The 17,163-nt window shown below is 59.5% G+C and carries 13 protein-coding genes and 1 pseudogene; 6 read left to right on the top strand and 8 right to left on the bottom strand.

The window, feature by feature from the left end; all coding sequences use genetic code 11:
• Positions 1-128: 128 nt before the first annotated feature.
• Entirely contained in the window at positions 129-752 is a 624-nt protein-coding gene (locus tag PSCI_RS14940) for a flavin reductase family protein (protein ID WP_045488237.1), read from the top strand.
• An 8-nt stretch (positions 753-760) separates the two neighbouring features.
• Here PSCI_RS14940 and PSCI_RS14935 read toward each other — a convergent pair whose 3' ends face one another.
• A complete protein-coding gene (locus PSCI_RS14935) occupies positions 761-1,003 on the bottom strand; it encodes a hypothetical protein (RefSeq protein WP_045488234.1) in 243 nt (80 codons plus the stop codon).
• Between the two features lie 377 nt (positions 1,004-1,380).
• On the opposite strand from PSCI_RS14935, the gene PSCI_RS14930 reads away from it, so the two are divergent.
• Positions 1,381-2,889: an MDR family MFS transporter gene (locus PSCI_RS14930; RefSeq protein ID WP_331711506.1), complete on the top strand. Its 1,509-nt coding sequence runs from the start codon at positions 1,381-1,383 to the stop codon at positions 2,887-2,889.
• 43 nt (positions 2,890-2,932) lie between these two features.
• Here the strand turns inward: PSCI_RS14930 and PSCI_RS14925 are convergent, their stop codons facing one another.
• A complete protein-coding gene (locus PSCI_RS14925; RefSeq protein ID WP_045488231.1) occupies positions 2,933-3,598 on the bottom strand; it encodes a TetR family transcriptional regulator in 666 nt (221 codons plus the stop codon).
• A gap of 240 nt (positions 3,599-3,838) precedes the next feature.
• Here PSCI_RS14925 and PSCI_RS14920 point away from each other — a divergent pair, with 240 nt between their 5' ends.
• From PSCI_RS14920 to adeC, 3 genes are read left to right on the top strand one after another with little or no spacing between them, the layout of a single operon-like run.
• Positions 3,839-4,999: an efflux RND transporter periplasmic adaptor subunit gene (locus tag PSCI_RS14920; RefSeq protein ID WP_045488228.1), complete on the top strand. Its 1,161-nt coding sequence runs from the start codon at positions 3,839-3,841 to the stop codon at positions 4,997-4,999.
• Positions 5,000-5,002: 3 nt separating this feature from the next.
• Positions 5,003-8,137, top strand: a complete 3,135-nt coding sequence (locus tag PSCI_RS14915) for an efflux RND transporter permease subunit (protein ID WP_045488226.1) — start codon at positions 5,003-5,005, stop codon at positions 8,135-8,137.
• Positions 8,134-9,594 carry an AdeC/AdeK/OprM family multidrug efflux complex outer membrane factor gene (adeC, locus tag PSCI_RS14910; RefSeq protein ID WP_045488224.1) on the top strand — a complete coding sequence of 487 codons (1,461 nt, stop codon included), beginning with the start codon at positions 8,134-8,136 and terminating at the stop codon, positions 9,592-9,594. The genes PSCI_RS14915 and adeC overlap by 4 nt, the downstream gene beginning before the upstream one ends.
• Positions 9,595-9,621: 27 nt before the next feature.
• Here adeC and PSCI_RS14905 read toward each other — a convergent pair whose 3' ends face one another.
• Positions 9,622-10,692 (bottom strand): RNA-guided endonuclease InsQ/TnpB family protein, encoded by a 1,071-nt coding sequence (locus PSCI_RS14905; RefSeq protein ID WP_084709974.1) that lies wholly within the window; start codon positions 10,690-10,692, stop codon positions 9,622-9,624.
• A 22-nt stretch (positions 10,693-10,714) separates the two neighbouring features.
• Here PSCI_RS14905 and PSCI_RS29815 point away from each other — a divergent pair.
• Positions 10,715-10,908 (top strand): annotated as a pseudogene (locus PSCI_RS29815) (transposase); the annotation flags it as partial.
• A gap of 156 nt (positions 10,909-11,064) precedes the next feature.
• On the opposite strand, the gene PSCI_RS14900 reads toward PSCI_RS29815, so the two are convergent.
• The 5 genes from PSCI_RS14900 to pcaR form a co-directional block, all read right to left on the bottom strand.
• Positions 11,065-12,357, bottom strand: a complete 1,293-nt coding sequence (locus tag PSCI_RS14900) for an MFS family transporter (protein WP_045488221.1) — start codon at positions 12,355-12,357, stop codon at positions 11,065-11,067.
• Between the two features lie 248 nt (positions 12,358-12,605).
• The gene (gene pcaF / locus PSCI_RS14895; protein WP_173426718.1) at positions 12,606-13,808 is read right to left on the bottom strand and encodes a 3-oxoadipyl-CoA thiolase; all 1,203 of its coding nucleotides are present in this window, start codon (positions 13,806-13,808) and stop codon (positions 12,606-12,608) included.
• Complete coding sequence (locus PSCI_RS14890) at positions 13,805-14,584, bottom strand: CoA-transferase subunit beta (protein WP_045488215.1); 780 nt, start codon at positions 14,582-14,584, stop codon at positions 13,805-13,807. Before PSCI_RS14890 ends, pcaF begins: the two co-directional genes overlap by 4 nt.
• Entirely contained in the window at positions 14,581-15,441 is an 861-nt protein-coding gene (locus PSCI_RS14885; RefSeq protein WP_045488212.1) for a CoA transferase subunit A, read from the bottom strand. Before PSCI_RS14885 ends, PSCI_RS14890 begins: the two co-directional genes overlap by 4 nt.
• Positions 15,442-15,588: 147 nt before the next feature.
• Entirely contained in the window at positions 15,589-16,431 is an 843-nt protein-coding gene (gene pcaR / locus PSCI_RS14880; protein ID WP_045488209.1) for a pca regulon transcriptional regulator PcaR, read from the bottom strand.
• Between the last annotated feature and the right edge of the window lie 732 nt (positions 16,432-17,163).

The following is a 17,163-nucleotide window of genomic DNA, read 5'->3' as shown; positions in this document are numbered from 1 at the left end:
AACTGATGAAACTCTGCGGTACTGCAGTATCGGCCACGCTTATACCAACACGGTCCCTGTCCTCGACAGGCTCTGTGAGGCGATAATCCATAGGCTTTACCAGTCCTCCGGCAGCAAGGAAACCCGCCATGTCAGACGCGATTTACTCTTACGAACCCGCTAAAGGCCATGGCCTGCCGCACGACCCGTTCAACGCCATCGTCGGCCCTCGGCCCATCGGCTGGATTTCTTCTCAGGATGCCCAGGGGGTTCTGAACCTGGCGCCATACAGCTTCTTCAATGCCTTCAACTACACTCCGCCGATCATCGGCTTCAGCAGCGTGGGCCGCAAAGACAGCCTGAACAACATCGAGCAGACCGGTGAGTTCGTCTGGAATCTGGCCACACGCTCGCTGGCCGAGGCCATGAACCAGAGCTGCGCGGCAGTACCGGCCGAGGTCGACGAATTTCGTCTCGCCGGCCTGACGCCCCTGCCTTCACAGGTGATCTCGACGCCCAGAGTCAAAGAGACGCCGGTGTCATTCGAATGCAAGGTGACACAAATCATCCAGCTCAAACGTGCAGATCAGGAACCGGTGCCCAGTTGGCTGATTCTCGGCGAGGTGGTGGCCGTCCATATCGCCACCTGGCTACTCAAGGACGGTATTTATGACACGGCTGCCGCCGAGCCGATTCTGCGAGGCGGTGGACCGGCGGACTACTTCCAACTGGGCCCTGAAGCGTTGTTCAAGATGCACCGCCCGGTGGTCTGAGCCCGGACTCAGGAAACCTGACGCCACACCAGGTCGGCGTCAGCGTCCACGTCGAGCAAGCGCTCCAGCTCGTCGCTGGCAGCCTGGTCAGCGTCATCAGCAGTCTTGAACAGCTGACCCGGCAACACCGCATGAAAACGTGGCGCACCGCCGCCCTCCAGCGATTTGACAGCGATTGCGGCCTGATAGCCGCCCTGGGTCGGGATCATCGCGGTGACCGCTTCGTAATACTCGAAAACCTTGCGTGCCATGGATCTTTTGCCTGTCCTGAAAATCGGGCTGCAATTCTAACCTGCGGTGCCAGCAGGTTTGCCAGCATGGCCTAGACTCTAAGTAACTCTTCCTCTACTCCACGGTTGGTCCAAGGGGTGCCTTATGAGAGTCACAACAAGAAAATGCCTGGCTGCACTGGGTCTTGTCGCCGTAGTCGCGCTCTACGCAGCAGGCGCCTACCGCATTGAACTGGCGCGCCTGTCGCCACATAGCGTGGTCTGTATGTTCGGCCACTGCGCCCCGGCAAATGCTTCCCTCGTGGTATTGCGATGACGACCTACGCATTACTTCGCAGGGCTATCGATTAGCAAGCTAACGCAATAGACTGCGGGCACAACAGCCTTCAGGTTTTGCCGTGACCTGCCCTAGCCCATCGACACCCGCAACCACGCCGGGAATTCGCAGCATTCTGTTCGCCCTGATGCTGGCGATCTTTCTCAGTGCGCTGGATCAAACCATCGTTGCCGTTTCGTTGCCTGCCATTTCCAGCCAATTGCACGATGTCGAGCTACTGGCCTGGGTGATCTCGGGTTATCTGGTGGCCATGACCGTAGCCGTGCCGATCTACGGCAAGCTGGGCGACCTCTATGGGCGCAGGCGCCTGATGCTTACCGGCCTTGCGCTGTTCACCCTCGCCTCGTTGTTTTGCGCACTGGCGCAAAATATGGAACAACTGGTTCTGGCCCGGGTGCTGCAAGGTATAGGCGCCGGCGGCATGGTATCGGTCAGTCAGGCAATCATCGGTGACATAATCCCGCCTCGTGAACGCGGCCGTTATCAGGGTTATTTCAGCAGTATGTACGCCTTGGCCAGCGTCGCAGGCCCGGTATTGGGCGGGCTGATGACTGAGTATCTGTCGTGGCGCTGGGTGTTTCTCATCAACCTGCCGCTGGGCATCGCCGCCTGGCTGGTCGCCCGGCGCACCCTCAGGGGTCTGCCAACACCGCAGCGCAAACCGGTGATCGATTATCTGGGCAGCATGTTGATGATCATCGGCCTCAGCGCGCTGTTACTGGGCATCACCCAGATCGGCCAGGGCCATGCGTTGAACGACCGCCCGGTGCAGTGGTTGCTCGGCATAGCCTTGCTGAGCCTGGCGCTGTTCATTGCTTACGAACGCAAAGCCATCGAGCCGGTGCTGCCGATGCATCTGTTCGCCAGCCGCAGCGCAGTGCTGTGCTGGATCACCGTATTTTTTGCCAGTTTCCAGTCGATCTCCCTCAGCGTCCTGATGCCGCTGCGCTATCAGACGCTGACCGGTTCAGGCGCCGACAGCGCAGCGCTGCATTTGCTGCCGCTGGCCATGGGCATGCCGTTGGGCGCCTACTGTGCCGGGCGTCATACCTCCTTGAGCGGCCGCTACAAACCGCTGATTGTCAGTGGCGCCTTGCTGATGCCACTGACGATCATGGGCATGGCCTTCAGTGCACCGCAGGATGTACTGCTGACCAGCCTGTTCATGATCCTGACCGGCATCGCCACCGGCATGCAGTTCCCCACCTCGCTGGTGGGTAGCCAGAACGCCGTGCAGGCCAAGGATATCGGGGTGGCGACCAGCACCAGCAACCTGTTCCGCTCGTTGGGCGGGGCGCTGGGCGTGGCATTGATGTCGGCACTGCTGCTGGCCATGCTGCAGGATACCGGGATCGGACATATGGGGGCTGGCAGCCTGGGTGGCGAGGGACAGTCGGGTAATGCCCTGCTCGACAGCCTTAACGCCAGTAGCGGGCCGGCCCTTGAAGCTTTGCGGGCCGAGCTGGCGGTGACCTTCCGGCAGTTGCTGATGGTCAGTGCGGCAATCGCCCTGCTGGGCCTGGCCGCCGCACTGGCCATGCCCAATCAGATGCTGCGTGGCCGCGAATGACATCTATCTGCCATGACAGGCTGGCCAACAGCGGCTATAACCGTTAACCGGCCGATAATACTGCCGGGGCTACCGTAGCAATACGCAACGCGGGGCTGAAGCGCAGCATGTCCATACACACATCGACCCATTGCTCAGCCTGCTGGTCCAGCGAGAAACCTTCAGGTATCAGTAACCACTGGGCAAGGATGCCATCGACAAAGGCATGCAGGCCGATGGCGGCTTTGTCGATGTCCAGTTCCGCCGGGAGCTGACCCTTGCGCACGGCATTGCTTAATGAAAGACCGATACGTTCGTTACACCACAAAGCGTTATCACGTCGCTGACGGCGGAAGTCGCACATTTCATCGGTGAACTCGCACTTATGGAAAAGGATCTCATTGATGCGCCGGGTTTTAGGGTCTCTGGAAACTTGGCGAAACAAATGAATCAGCAGCTTTTTCATGCAACCCAACGGGTCGGTCTCGTCCTCGCTCAGACTGGCCTGGGACATTTCTTCAAGAGGCTCGTGCAAGCTGTCGAGCATGGCCTGTACCAGTTCGGCCTTGTTGGTGAAATGCCAGTAGATGGCACCGCGCGTCACACCGGCCAGGGTGGCGATATCGGCCAGGGTGGTACGCGCTACGCCGCGCTCATAGAACGCCTGTTCGGCGGCCTCGAGAATCTGGGCGCGAGTAACTTGGGCTTCCTCTTTGGTACGACGAACCATGGCATAAAACCTCTAAAAATGCTCCAGCCCTTGCTGCACGTGGCCTGGAGATGTGCTCGGGCGGCCTTTGTTACGCCTTGTCCCGATCGCGATTACAGCTTCATGAAGCGTAGTGGCAGGTTGTTTACAAACAGCCGTGAATGTAAGTATATTTATTAGCATGCTACGTATCTAGCTGCAAAATTTTTTTACACCTTTACTTTCTTGAGCAATCAAGGCTTTCGGCCCCCGAGGATCTTCATGCAATTCAAGCCAGCTGTTCCCGTTCTGGTCACTGCCGTCGCCCTGGCAACACTGCTCAGCGGTTGTAGCAAGAAGGAAGAAGCGGCCCCGCCCGCTCAGACTCCTCAGGTCGGCGTTGTTACCCTCAAAGCACAGCCCTACACCCTGACCACCGAGCTGCCAGGCCGCACCACCGCGTTCCGGGTGGCCGAAGTACGCCCACAGGTCAACGGCATCATTCTCAAGCGTCTGTTCACCGAGGGCGGCGACGTCAAGGCTGGCCAGCAGCTTTATCAGATTGATCCGGCCATGTACGAGGCCACGGCCAACAGCGCCCGTGCCACCCTGCAATCGGCCAAATCGCTGGCCGACCGCTACAAATTGCTGGTCAACGAGCAAGCCGTCAGCCGCCAGGAATACGACCAGGCCGTGGCCACCAGCCGCGAAGCCCAGGCGTCGCTGCAAACCGCCGAGATCAACCTGCGCTACACCAAGGTCCTGGCGCCGATCTCCGGGCGTATCGGTCGCTCTTCGGTGACTGAAGGTGCGCTGGTCAGCAATGCGCAAACCGAAGCCATGGCGACCATCCAGCAGCTCGACCCGATTTATGTGGATGTAGTGCAGTCCTCCGCCGAAATGCTCAAGCTGCGTTCGGATCTGGAAAGCGGCAAGTTGCAGAAAGTCGGCAGCAATGCCGCCAAGGTCAAGCTGACCCTGGAAGACAACAGCGCCTACCCGCAGGAAGGCACGCTTGAGTTTTCCGAGGTTTCGGTCGACCAGGGCACCGGTTCGGTCACCCTGCGTGCCGTGTTCCCAAACCCTGAGCATCGTCTGCTGCCAGGCATGTTCGTTCACGCCCAGTTACAGGCGGGCACTAACGCCAAGGCCATTCTCGCGCCGCAGCAGGGCGTGACCCGCGACCAGAAAGGCACGCCGACCGCACTGGTCGTCAATAAGGACAACAAGGTCGAGCTGCGCACCCTGGTGGCCAACCGCACCGTGGGCGACAAGTGGCTGATCGAAAAAGGCCTGAGCGAAGGTGACCGGGTAATCACCGAGGGCCTGCAGTACGTCAAGCCTGGTGCCGAAGTCAAAGTATCCGAAGCGACCAACGTCAAAGGCGCCAACCCGGCACCTGCTGCGGCCACTGACAAAGCCGCTGGCAGCCAAGGGGAGTAACCCATGTCGAAATTCTTTATTGATCGCCCTATTTTTGCCTGGGTGATCGCCTTGGTGATCATGCTGGTGGGCGGCCTGTCGATTCTCAAGCTGCCGATCAACCAGTACCCGAGCATCGCCCCGCCAGCCATCGCCATTCAGGTCACCTATCCGGGTGCCTCGGCGCAGACGGTCCAGGATACGGTGGTTCAGGTCATTGAGCAGCAGCTCAACGGCATCGACAACCTGCGTTATGTGAGTTCGGAAAGTACCTCCGACGGCAGCATGACCATTACCGTGACCTTCGAACAAGGCACCAACCCTGACACCGCCCAGGTTCAGGTGCAGAACAAGCTGAACCTGGCCACGCCTCTGTTGCCGCAGGAAGTGCAGCAACAGGGTATTCGCGTTACCAAGGCCGTGAAAAACTTCCTGATGGTGATCGGTCTGGTATCTGAAGACGGCAGCCTGACCAAGGAAGACCTGGCCAACTACATCGTCTCCAACATGCAGGACCCTATTTCGCGGACCTCAGGGGTAGGCGACTTCCAGGTATTCGGTGCCCAGTATGCGATGCGGATCTGGCTCGACCCGGCCAAGCTGAACAACTTTCAGTTGACCCCGGATGATGTCAGGACTGCGGTCAGTGCCCAGAACGTCCAGGTTGCTTCCGGCCAGTTGGGCGGCCTGCCAGCCGTTCAGGGCCAGCAACTCAACGCGACCATTATTGGCAAGACCCGGCTGCAGACTGCCGAGCAATTTGAAAACATCCTGCTCAAGGTCAACACCGACGGCTCTCAAGTACGCTTGAAAGATGTCGCGACCGTGGGCCTGGGTGCACAGAACTATAGCGTCGACTCGCAGTTCAACGGTAAACCGGCTTCTGGTCTGGCGATCAAACTGGCACCGGGTGCCAACGCCCTGGATACGGCCAAAGCGATTCGTGCGACCGTGAGCTCGCTGGAGCCGTTCTTTCCGCCGGGCATGAAGGTCGTATTCCCGTATGACACCACCCCGGTGGTCAGCGAGTCGATCTCCGGCGTAGTCCACACCCTGCTCGAAGCCGTGGTTCTGGTCTTTCTGGTGATGTACCTGTTCCTGCAGAACTTCCGCGCCACGGTGATTACCACCCTGACTGTGCCGGTGGTACTGCTGGGCACCTTCGGTATCCTCGCGGCATTCGGCTTCACCATCAACACCCTGACCATGTTCGGTATGGTACTGGCCATCGGCTTGCTGGTGGACGATGCCATCGTTGTGGTGGAAAACGTCGAACGGGTGATGATCGAAGATAAACTCTCACCACGCGATGCGACGATCCGCTCCATGGAGCAGATTCAGGGCGCGCTGGTAGGTATTGCCCTGGTGCTGTCGGCAGTACTGCTGCCCATGGCGTTCTTCGGTGGTTCTACCGGGGTCATCTATAAGCAGTTCTCGATCACCATCGTCTCGGCCATGGCCCTGTCGGTGATCGTGGCACTGATCTTCACCCCGGCGCTGTGCGCCACCATGCTCAAACCTATCGACCACTCCCACGATCTGGAGAAACGCGGGTTTTTCGGCTGGTTCAACCGCACCTTCGACCGTGGCGTTCACGGTTACGAGCGCGGCGTGGCCGGGATGCTCAAGCACAAGTGGCCAGCCTACCTGGGCTACGTACTGATCTGCGTCGGCATGGTCTGGATGTTCAACCGCATCCCGGCCGCGTTCCTGCCAGAGGAAGACCAGGGCGTGATGTTCGTGCAGGTGCAGACCCCGGCCGGTTCCACTGCCGAGCGCACCCAGCAGGTCATGGACACCATGCGTGAGCACTTGCTGAGCAAGGAATCCGATTCGGTACAGTCGGTGTTTACCGTCAACGGCTTCAACTTTGCAGGCCGGGGCCAGAACTCGGGTATCGCCTTCGTATTGCTTAAACCGTGGGGTGAGCGCGAAGGCGCGCACAACAGCGTGTTCGAGCTGGCCAAGCGTGCACAGGGCTACTTCTTTACCCTGCGCGATGCAATGGTGTTCGCAGTGGTCCCGCCTTCGGTACTGGAACTGGGTAACGCCACCGGTTTCGACGTCTACCTGCAGGACCAGGGCGGTGTCGGCCATGACAAACTCATGCAGGCACGCAATCAGTTGCTCGGGGCAGCAGCGCAAAGCAAGATCCTCGCGGGTGTACGCCCCAACGGCCTGAACGATGAGCCGCAATATCAGCTCAGCATTGATGACGAGCGCGCCCGCGCCTTGGGCATCAGCCTGGCGGACATTAACAGCACCCTGTCGATTGCTTTCGGTAGTAGCTACGTAAACGACTTCATTGATCGTGGCCGGGTCAAGAAGGTTTACCTGCAGGGTAATGCCGATGCGCGCATGACCCCTGAAGACCTGAACAAGTGGTACGTGCGTAATGGCTCCGGGCAAATGGTGCCGTTCTCGGCGTTCAGCAGCGGCGAGTGGGTGTTTGGTTCGCCAAAACTGTCGCGTTACAACGGTGTACCTGCCGAGGAAGTACTGGGTACTCCGGCACCGGGCTACAGTACCGGCCAGGCCATGGCCGAGATCGAGCGGCTGGCCAAGGATCTGCCTGCGGGCATCGGTATCTCCTGGACCGGCCTGTCGTACGAAGAACGCTTGTCCGGCTCTCAGGCGCCGGCCCTCTACGCCCTGTCGCTGCTGGTCGTATTCCTCTGCCTGGCGGCCCTGTATGAGAGCTGGTCGATCCCGATTGCAGTCATGCTGGTCGTACCGCTGGGGGTTATCGGTGCACTGATGGCAACCAGCTTGCGCGGCTTGTCCAATGACGTGTTCTTCCAGGTCGGGCTATTGGTGACAGTGGGTCTGGCAGCGAAGAACGCCATTCTGATCGTCGAGTTCGCCAAGGAACTGCACGAACAGGGCAAAGGCCTGGTAGAGGCTACAATCGAAGCCTGCCGGATGCGTTTGCGCCCGATCATCATGACTTCGATGGCGTTTATTCTGGGTGTTGTACCACTGGTCATTGCCAGCGGCGCAGGCTCGGGTAGCCAGCATTCGATTGGTACTGGCGTAATTGGCGGTATGATTACCGCCGTCGTTTTGGCGATCTTCTGGGTGCCGCTGTTCTTTGTCTCGATTTCGGGGCTGTTCAAGAGCAAACAGAAAAACATTCCACAGCATGAGGCTGGCCAATGAGCAAGTCCCTGATCTCTCTGGCAGTCACCGCGTTCATTCTCGGCGGCTGCTCGCTGATTCCCGAATATCAGCAGCCGGCCGCTCCGGTGGCCGCGCAATACCCGCAAGGTCCGGCTTATGGGCCGGCCGAAGCGGCCAACATGGCAGCAGCCGAACAAGGCTGGCGGCAGTTCTTCCGCGACCCTGCGTTGCAGCAACTGATCCAGACCTCGCTGGAAAACAACCGCGACCTGCGCGTCGCGGCGTTGAACATCGATGCTTATCGCGCGCAGTACCGCATTCAGCGTTCTGACCTGTTCCCGGCGGTCTCGGCCACCGGCAGCGGCAGTCGCCAGCGCATGCCGGCCGACATGTCCAGCACCGGCCAGTCGAGCATCACCAGCAGCTATTCGGCCACCCTGGGCGTCAGCGCCTATGAGCTGGACCTGTTTGGTCGGGTGCGCAGCCTCAGTGAACAGGCCTTGCAGACCTACTTCGCCAGCGAAGAAGCGCGACGCTCGACCCAGATCAGCCTGGTCGCCAGCGTTGCCAACGCTTACCTGACCTGGCAGGCCGACAAGGAACTGCTCAAGCTGACCCAGGACACCCTCAAGACCTATGAGGAAAGCCTGCGTCTGACCAGCCGTAGCAACGAAGTGGGTGTGGCCTCGGCGCTGGACCTGAGCCAGGCGCGTACGTCGGTGGAAAGCGCCAAGGCACGGCTGGCCCAGTATCAGCGTCTGGTTGCCCAGGATCAGAATAACCTGACCCTGCTGTTGGGCACCGGCCTGCCGGCCAACCTGCCTGAAGCCCAGCCATTGAGTGCCGACCTGCTCAGCGAAATGCCGGCCGGCCTGCCATCGGATCTGCTGCAACGCCGCCCGGATATTCTCCAGGCCGAGCATAACCTCAAGGCGGCCAACGCCAATATCGGTGCAGCCCGTGCAGCGTTCTTCCCAAGCATCAGCCTGACCGCCAATGCCGGATCAATCAGCCCTGATCTGTCGGGGCTGTTCAAGGGTGGTTCGGGTACCTGGTTGTTCCAGCCGAGTATCAACCTGCCGATCTTCAACGCTGGCAACCTGCGGGCCAGCCTGGATTACTCGAAAATCCAGAAAGAGATCAACGTTGCCAACTATGAGAAGGCGATCCAGACGGCGTTCCAGGAAGTGTCCGATGGCCTGGCAGCACGCAAGACCTATGACGAGCAGTTACAGGCACAGCGTGACTACGTGGCTGCCAGTCAGGACTACTATCGTCTCGCAGAACGTCGCTACCGGATCGGGATCGACAGCAACCTGACGTTCCTGGACTCACAACGTTCGTTGTTCAGTGCCCAGCAGACGCTGATTACTGATCGTCTGTCGCAGCTGACCAGTGAGGTCAATCTGTACAAGGCGCTCGGTGGCGGCTGGTACGAGAACAGCGGGCAGATTCAGCCGCTGGCCAAGGAAAAACCTTCGGTGCAGTTGTTCTGAGTTTCTGTTTTTGACATCCTCCCCGCCCTAAAGAGCGGGGATTCCTACCGCTAGACGGCGATGCCCCGCCGCGAGAATGTTCAGGGCCGCGTTTACATCGCGGTCGTGGGCTGTACCGCAGCACACGCAGGTCCATTCTCTTATTCGCAAACCAGCTCTACCTTTCGGACTGCTGGTGGAAATGCTTCCACAGCACGAGCAGGTCTGGGTGGTATAGCGCTCGGCTACAACCTCAAAAACAACGCCTGCCCGTTGGCATTTCTGCTCCAGCATTGTCTTGAGTTGGCCCCATCCTGCATCAAGCGTGGATTTGGCCATTTGAGTCTTTACGAGTTTGGCGCTGGCTACATCGCCAACGAAAATGGCGGCGCAGCGCTCAACCAGGGCGGTTGAGAACTTGTGTTGCGCATCCTTGCGCCGGTTCCTGATCCTGGCATGGAGGGCGCGAACACGTGCCCTCTTGCCAGCACGCTGAGCGATGCCCAGTTTCTGCTCCAGGGTGCGATATTCGCGCCCGACCAGCACCTGGCCCTCAGACGTTGTCGCCGCCGCTTTAAGGCCCAGGTCGATGCCAACTGCGGCAGTGCCGATGCACGGCTTGCTCTGAACCTGCACGCAGATATTGAGATACCAGCGCCCCCTGGAATCTTCACTGAAGCTTCCGGCCCGCAGGGCGTACTGACTTAAACCGTAGCTGTCCCACAGGCCAAACCTGAACCCGGCGAACTGAATCTGACCGTTCTTGTATTGCAAGGCACGCGCCTTGAATGGAATCCAGCCCAGGCTGTATTTGGGGCTGCTCCTGCTGGACACCCGCCAATTGAGCCTGGAACGCTTGAACTGCTTACGGGCCTTGGCGTAGTCCTCGCAAACCTGCTGCACGGTTGGCGAGCCGATCTGCACGCCGTCGCATTTGCTTAATCCATTGGTCAGCTTTTGCAGGTCAAAACCGGAGAGCCACTGGTGGCGTTCCCGGATGGCGCGATGACTCGTTTCATTGCAGTAGTTCCACACCATATTGACCTCGCGCGCCATCGCCAGCAGCGTTTTCGCGTGCTTGTCTTTGATTCGGAGTTTGAGGGTCCTGGTGTGGTTCATGGCATGAATTATGGTTTGGTCTTTCAAGCCATGGGTGGCGTTGTCGAATCGGGTGGCTTCACTCAGAGGGTATCATCCAGACGGCTGCGTGAGCAGTTCGGGGATTTCCACCCCTGGCTCAAGCGAAGGAGTGTCCTCTGGTCGCCATCCTGCTTCGCCTCTAGCTGCGGCAGTGCGCCGATTGAAATCCTGCGCCAATACATCGAAGAACAGTAGACTCCCAACCAGGACGCCTGCGGCGTCCGCGCTCTCGACCTCGGGCTAAACCCCGAGGCTTCTCGCGCATAGGGTGAAAACAAACCCGCCTTTTGTGGCGGGTTTGTTTTTTCTGAAGGCATGTAGCGGATCGCTCACGCCACAGCGCACTGCAAATCAATGATCATGATGCAAATAGGCCGGCTGTTTCGGCAGCCGCAGGCTGAACAGAAACGCCACGGCCATCATGATCGTCACATACCAGTAGAAGTAGTTTTCCACCCCCTGGCTCTTGAAGTTCAGCGCCACATATTCCGCCGAGCCACCAAACACTGCATTGGCCACGGCATAAGCCAGGCCAACACCCAGCGCACGTACCTGAGGCGGGAACATCTCCGCTTTGACCAGGCCGCTGATCGACGTATAGAAACTGACAATGGCCAACGCCAGGGTAATCAACACGAACGCCATGAACGGGCTTTCGACGCTTTTCAACGCGGTCAGAATCGGCAGCGTGCACAGAGTCCCCAACGCGCCGAACCACAGCATCGAATTACGTCGGCCAATACGATCGGCCAGCATGCCGAACAGCGGCTGCATGCACATGTACAAAAACAGCACCCCGGTCATGATGAAGCTGGCGGTCTTGGGCTCCATTCCACCGGTGTTGACCAAGTACTTCTGCATGTAAGTGGTGAAGGTATAGAAAATCAGCGAACCACCGGCGGTGTAACCCAATACCGTGATAAACGCTGCTTTATGGTGTTTGAACAACGCAGCCACGCTGCCGGCGTCTTTGTCATCGCGGCTTTCGGCGGTAGTGGTTTCGTTCAGGCTGCGGCGCAGCAACAGCGCAATGACTGCCGCACAGGCACCGATCACGAACGGAATCCGCCAGCCGTAGGCACGCAGTTCCTCGGTGCTGAGAAACTGCTGAAGAATGACCACCGTCAGCACCGCCAGCAACTGACCGCCAATCAGCGTCACGTACTGGAACGAGGCAAAGAAGCCGCGCTGCCCGCGCAGGGCCACTTCACTCATGTAAGTTGCCGTGGTGCCGTATTCACCACCGACCGACAATCCCTGGATCAGGCGCGCGACCAATAGCAAGGCCGGTGCCCAGGCGCCGATGGAGGCATAGGTCGGCAAACAGGCGATCACCAGCGAGCCTGCACACATCATGCTCACCGAAATCAGCATGGAGTTCTTGCGCCCGTGCTTGTCGGCGACCCGGCCAAACAGCCAGCCGCCAATCGGCCGCATCAGAAATCCGGCAGCGAAGACACCAGCGGTATTGAGCAACTGCACGGTAGGGTCGTCGGAGGGAAAGAACGCCGGCGCAAAGTAGATGGCGCAAAAAGCGTAGATATAGAAGTCGAACCATTCGACCAGGTTGCCCGAAGAGGCCCCCACGATAGCGAAGATTCGTTTGCGGCGCTCTTCGCCGGTGTAATGCATGGTGGTTGCCATTGGCTGGTCTCCCCGTGTGATATCGGCAGCGTCATCCCTGAGCAGACGAGGCCACCCCTGAAACAATTGGTCACATTCATCGAACCTAAAGTTCAATGCGAGCAGCTATCCCGGCGGGAAAAAGCGCAGGCCAGAGCCTGCGTTGAGGAAGGAGGAGTCCAGCAGAAAGGGCAATCCGCCAGCCCCGGAGCCTGCCTGTTCGTGGAGCCAGGGCCGGATCTGGAGGATTGCCGGGTGAAACGTGAAACTCAGCGCTCGATGGCCAGTGCCAAGCCTTGGCCCACGCCGACACACATGGTCGCCAGACCTTTGCGGCCACCGGTCTTTTCCAGATGATGCAAGGCCGTCAGCACCAGACGCGCGCCACTCATGCCCAACGGATGGCCCAGGGCGATGGCGCCGCCGTTAGGGTTGACCTGCGCCGCATCGTCAGCCAGACCCAGCTCGCGCAGCACCGCCAGGCCCTGGCTGGCAAAGGCTTCGTTCAGTTCGATGACGTCAAAGTCAGTCACCGCAATGCCCAGACGCTCGACCAGTTTGCGCACCGCAGGTACCGGGCCGATCCCCATGACCCGGGGTTCGACACCAGCACTGGCCATACCGAGAATCCGCGCACGCGGGGTCAGGCCATGTTTCTTGACCGCTTCGGCGGACGCCAGGATCAACGCCGCTGCACCGTCGTTGACCCCTGAAGCATTACCGGCGGTGACGGTCTTGTCCGGACCGTTGACCGGCTTGAGCCGTGCCAGCGCCTCCAGCGTGGTTTCGGCACGCGGGTGTTCATCGGTGTCGACAATGGTCTCGCCCTTTTTGTGGGCAATGCGTACCGGCACTATTTCCTCGGCAAAGTAACCTGCCGCCTGCGCCGCAGCCGTACGTTGCTGGCTGCGCAAGGCAAAAGCGTCTTGGTCGGCGCGGGAAATGTTGTAATCGTCAGCCACGTTATCGGCGGTTTCCGGCATCGCATCGACACCGTACTGGGCCTTCATCAACGGGTTGATGAAGCGCCAGCCAATGGTGGTGTCTTCCAGCTTCATGCCTCGCGAATAGGCCGCATCGGCCTTGCCCATTACGAATGGCGCACGGGACATCGATTCCACACCACCGGCAATCACCAGCTCCATTTCACCGGCAGCGATGGCCCGAAAAGCGGTACCGATAGCATCCATACCGGATGCGCACAGGCGATTGAGGGTCACCCCAGGAATGCTTGGCGGCAGGCCGGCCAGCAACGCTGCCATGCGCGCCACGTTGCGGTTGTCTTCGCCGGCCTGGTTGGCGCAGCCGAAAAACACTTCGTCGACCTCCTGCCAGTTGACCGACTGATTACGCTCGATCAACGCCTTGATCGGAACGGCTGCCAGATCGTCAGCGCGTACGCCGGCCAGCCCGCCACCGAAGCGGCCAATCGGCGTGCGGATGGCATCGCAGATGAATACATCACGCATCAGGCTTCTCCTGCCACTTGACCATGAGCAGCCGCGGTCCGGGCTTCCAGGTCACGCAGGGCGGCCAGTTCAACCTCGGTCGGCTCGCCAGATACCGTTACGTTTTCAGCAAAGCGCACCGGCCAGCCAGTGGCTGCAACCACCTGCTCACGGGTTACACCTGGATGCAGGGTAGTAACCACGAACTCGTTGCTGCCCTGCTCCGGCTCCATGATGCACAGGTCGGTGATGATCCCCACCGGGCCGGCACCTGGCAGACCCAGACGCTTGCGCGAGTCGCCGCCTTCGCCATGGCCTACGGAGGTGATGAAATCCAGACGTTCGACGAACGAGCGCGGTGACTGCTTGAGGATGATCAGCACCGACTTGGCAGAACCTGCGATCTCCGGTGCACCGCCTGCGCCCGGCAAGCGAACTTTCGGCGCGTGGTAGTCACCGACCACCGTGGTGTTGATATTGCCGAAGCGGTCGACCTGCGCCGCGCCAAGGAACCCCACGTCGACCCGGCCACCTTGCAGCCAGTAGCGGAAAATTTCACTGGTCGACACCACGGTGTCAGCCGTTTCGGCCAGTTCACCGTCGCCGATCGACAGCGGCAGCACGCTCGGCTTGGCGCCAATCGGGCCTGACTCGTAGATCAACACCACATCAGGGCTGGAAGTCAGGCGCGCCAGGTTGGCGGCTTTGGACGGCAGGCCGATGCCCACGAAGCATACGCTGCCGTTATTGAGACGACGCGCGGCGGCAATGGTCATCATTTCACTGGTCGAGTAAGTCATTGCTTTGCCTCCGCGGCGCTGGCCAGCTTGCGTTGAAATTCACTGAAATCCGCTGTGCCATGGATGTATTGGTCAATCCAGGCCTGGAACGTCTCACGGTCACGGGCGATCGGGTCCCAGTCCTGATAGAAGCGGTTGTCACGCTCGTAGTAGCCGTGGGCGTAGGACGGATGCGCACCGCCGGGTACCAGGCAGACCGCACTCAGCGCCCAGGTTGGCAGCACGCAGGCGTTCATCGGCGCCTGCAGGTCGTCGACGATCTCCTCGACGGTGACGATGCAGCGCTTGGCCGCCAGGGCCGCCTCCTTCTGCGAACCGAGAATACCCCAGACCAACACGTTGCCTTTGCGGTCGGCCTTTTGCGCATGGATCACGGTGACGTCCGGACGCACCGACGGCACGGCGGCCAGCACTTCACCGGTGAACGGACAGGTGACTGTCTTGATCAACGGGTTAACTTTGGACAGGTCGGAACCGGCGTAGGCGCGCAGTACCGCGAACGGCAGCCCCGATGCGCCGGCGACGTAAGCGTTGGCCAGGTCGGCATGGCTGTGCTCTTCAAGTTCCAACGGCCGCGGCCACTGTTTTTCGACGGCATCACGCAGGCGGTGCAGCGAACCGACCCCAGGGTTACCGCCCCAGGAAAACACCAGGCGCTTGACGCAACCGGCACCGATCAACTGATCGTAGATCAGGTCGGGAGTCATCCGCACCAGAGTCAGCTCACGCTTGCCCTGGCGAATGATTTCGTGGCCCGCTGCCGAGGGGATCAGATGAGTGAAACCTTCCAGCGCAACGGTGTCGCCATCGTTGACCAGTTGTTTCACCGCATCGCGTAAAGACATGATTTCAGCCATGAGGTGCTCCCGAACCCAAACATCACGTTCAATGATCGGCGCGTTGATTCGCGCCGCGATGGACATGAGGTTATGCGCGAGGCACCCAGGCAAACAATCCGATAATCGATTATTCGTTCGATAATCGAACGAATTTGATCGACCGAATCAGGTAAAAATCTGCGCGCTCAGTTCCCGGCTGGCGTCGAGCATGATCGGTAAAAAGCGCTGTTCCAGTTCGCTACGCGCCACTCGCGCGGCACTGGTGCTGACGTTCAGTGCCGCCAGTACTTGGCCGGAAGCGTCATACACCGGCACGGCGATCGAGCGCAGGCCTTGCTCCAGTTCCTGATCGACAATGCACCAGCCTTGCTGACGAACCTGCTGCAGGCATTCATAAAGCGCTTCAACAGTACGGATGGTCCGGCTGGTTTTGGGTTGCAGGTCGACATGGTCGAGGTATTCACGCAGCGACACGTCGTCGAGTGCCGCCAGCAGAATCCGCCCCATGGACGTGCAATAGGCCGGCAGTCGCCCACCCACCGAGAGGTCTACCGAGATCAAGCGCTGAGTGGTCGCCGAGCGGGCGATATACAAAATGTCCTCGCCCTCCAGCGTGGCCATATTGCAGGCCTCATGCAACTGATCGCTCATGCGGTCCAGATAGGGTTGCGAAGACACTGCCAGCGGGGTGGACGACAGGTAGGCATGCCCCAGCGTCAGGACTTTAGGCAACAGCGAGTAGGTGCGACCGTCCGTCGTTGCGTAGCCGAGCTTGATCAGCGTGTGCAGACAACGCCTGACTGCCGCACGCGGGATCTCGGTACGGTGGCTGATCTGGGCAATGGTCAGGTGACGCTTGCGCTCTTGAAAGGCATGAATGACCGCCAGGCCGCGAGCCAGCGAGGTCATGAAATCAGGATCGCCGGTCAGCGCCTGAATACGTCGCGCAGGTGAAGCCACGATCGGAGGTGCCAGCGAGACAAAAGAATTGCGCAGTTCTTCATTCATGACAACACCTCGGACTTACCCTTGCAGGCCTTGTATATCAACGGTTTCAGGCCTGGACACTACAGATGGGCACAGGTCAGACCGTCCGATTATCGAACAAGTGGCCGATAATCGCAATTGACCCATGACAAATATACTTATACCTTTAGGCCTGCCATGAAGTGGCTTCTTGGAAATCCTGGTCAGGTACCCACTGAGAAGTCCTAGGCAACGGCCTTGTCCACGAAGCAAGGCCGTTTTTATTTGCCCTCTGCTGCGCCGCGCTCTGCCTCTTTTGCAAGCTCACTGCAACCTTCGATGCCATGAAAGTTCTTTCATGATGCGTTCGCTATAAACTTCAATAGGCCGAACACTAACAAAGCATCCTGAAAACGACAGTGCCTGTAGTTGACGTCCGCAGACTTCTTGGAGATAGTAGCTTTCATCTGGTTGGCAATACCTTGTGCCGTGACGGTGCCCATCGTGTCATTCAGGGCCTGAGCGCCTTTTCGATGTGCCACGCAATTCCCTGTTGCGTTGATCCGACACAAGCCAGCCCGGCAACCGCCCCGCGGATGCGCAAATACCCATGTCGCTACGACAGATGTTTTTTTCTGGTGCCCGTAGCCGCCAGCCACCGAATGTGGCATGACGTTCAAAGTGTCCAATGGGCCTCGATGGTTCAATACCCTTGGCCAATCGCCCTGTAAGGACACTGAACGAGTGCACATTCCCGATGCCTGACGTTTGCAC

The organism is Pseudomonas sp. StFLB209 (assembly GCF_000829415.1).
In the GTDB taxonomy this organism is placed as follows: Bacteria; Pseudomonadota; Gammaproteobacteria; order Pseudomonadales; family Pseudomonadaceae; genus Aquipseudomonas.
This window is presented reverse-complemented; position numbering and strand designations above follow the sequence as displayed.

Bases quoted from the DNA above. Each gene is read 5' to 3' on its own strand.
- PSCI_RS14900 (WP_045488221.1), bottom strand. From the start codon at position 12,357: ATGGCAACCACCATGCATTACACCGGCGAAGAGCGCCGCAAACGAATC.
- PSCI_RS14905 (WP_084709974.1), bottom strand. From the start codon at position 10,692: ATGAACCACACCAGGACCCTCAAACTCCGAATCAAAGACAAGCACGCG.
- adeC (WP_045488224.1), top strand. From the start codon at position 8,134: ATGAGCAAGTCCCTGATCTCTCTGGCAGTCACCGCGTTCATTCTCGGC.
- pcaR (WP_045488209.1), bottom strand. From the start codon at position 16,431: ATGAATGAAGAACTGCGCAATTCTTTTGTCTCGCTGGCACCTCCGATC.
- PSCI_RS14935 (WP_045488234.1), bottom strand. From the start codon at position 1,003: ATGGCACGCAAGGTTTTCGAGTATTACGAAGCGGTCACCGCGATGATC.
- PSCI_RS14940 (WP_045488237.1), top strand. From the start codon at position 129: ATGTCAGACGCGATTTACTCTTACGAACCCGCTAAAGGCCATGGCCTG.
- PSCI_RS14915 (WP_045488226.1), top strand. From the start codon at position 5,003: ATGTCGAAATTCTTTATTGATCGCCCTATTTTTGCCTGGGTGATCGCC.
- PSCI_RS14890 (WP_045488215.1), bottom strand. From the start codon at position 14,584: ATGACTTACTCGACCAGTGAAATGATGACCATTGCCGCCGCGCGTCGT.
- PSCI_RS14885 (WP_045488212.1), bottom strand. From the start codon at position 15,441: ATGGCTGAAATCATGTCTTTACGCGATGCGGTGAAACAACTGGTCAAC.
- PSCI_RS14925 (WP_045488231.1), bottom strand. From the start codon at position 3,598: ATGGTTCGTCGTACCAAAGAGGAAGCCCAAGTTACTCGCGCCCAGATT.
- PSCI_RS14920 (WP_045488228.1), top strand. From the start codon at position 3,839: ATGCAATTCAAGCCAGCTGTTCCCGTTCTGGTCACTGCCGTCGCCCTG.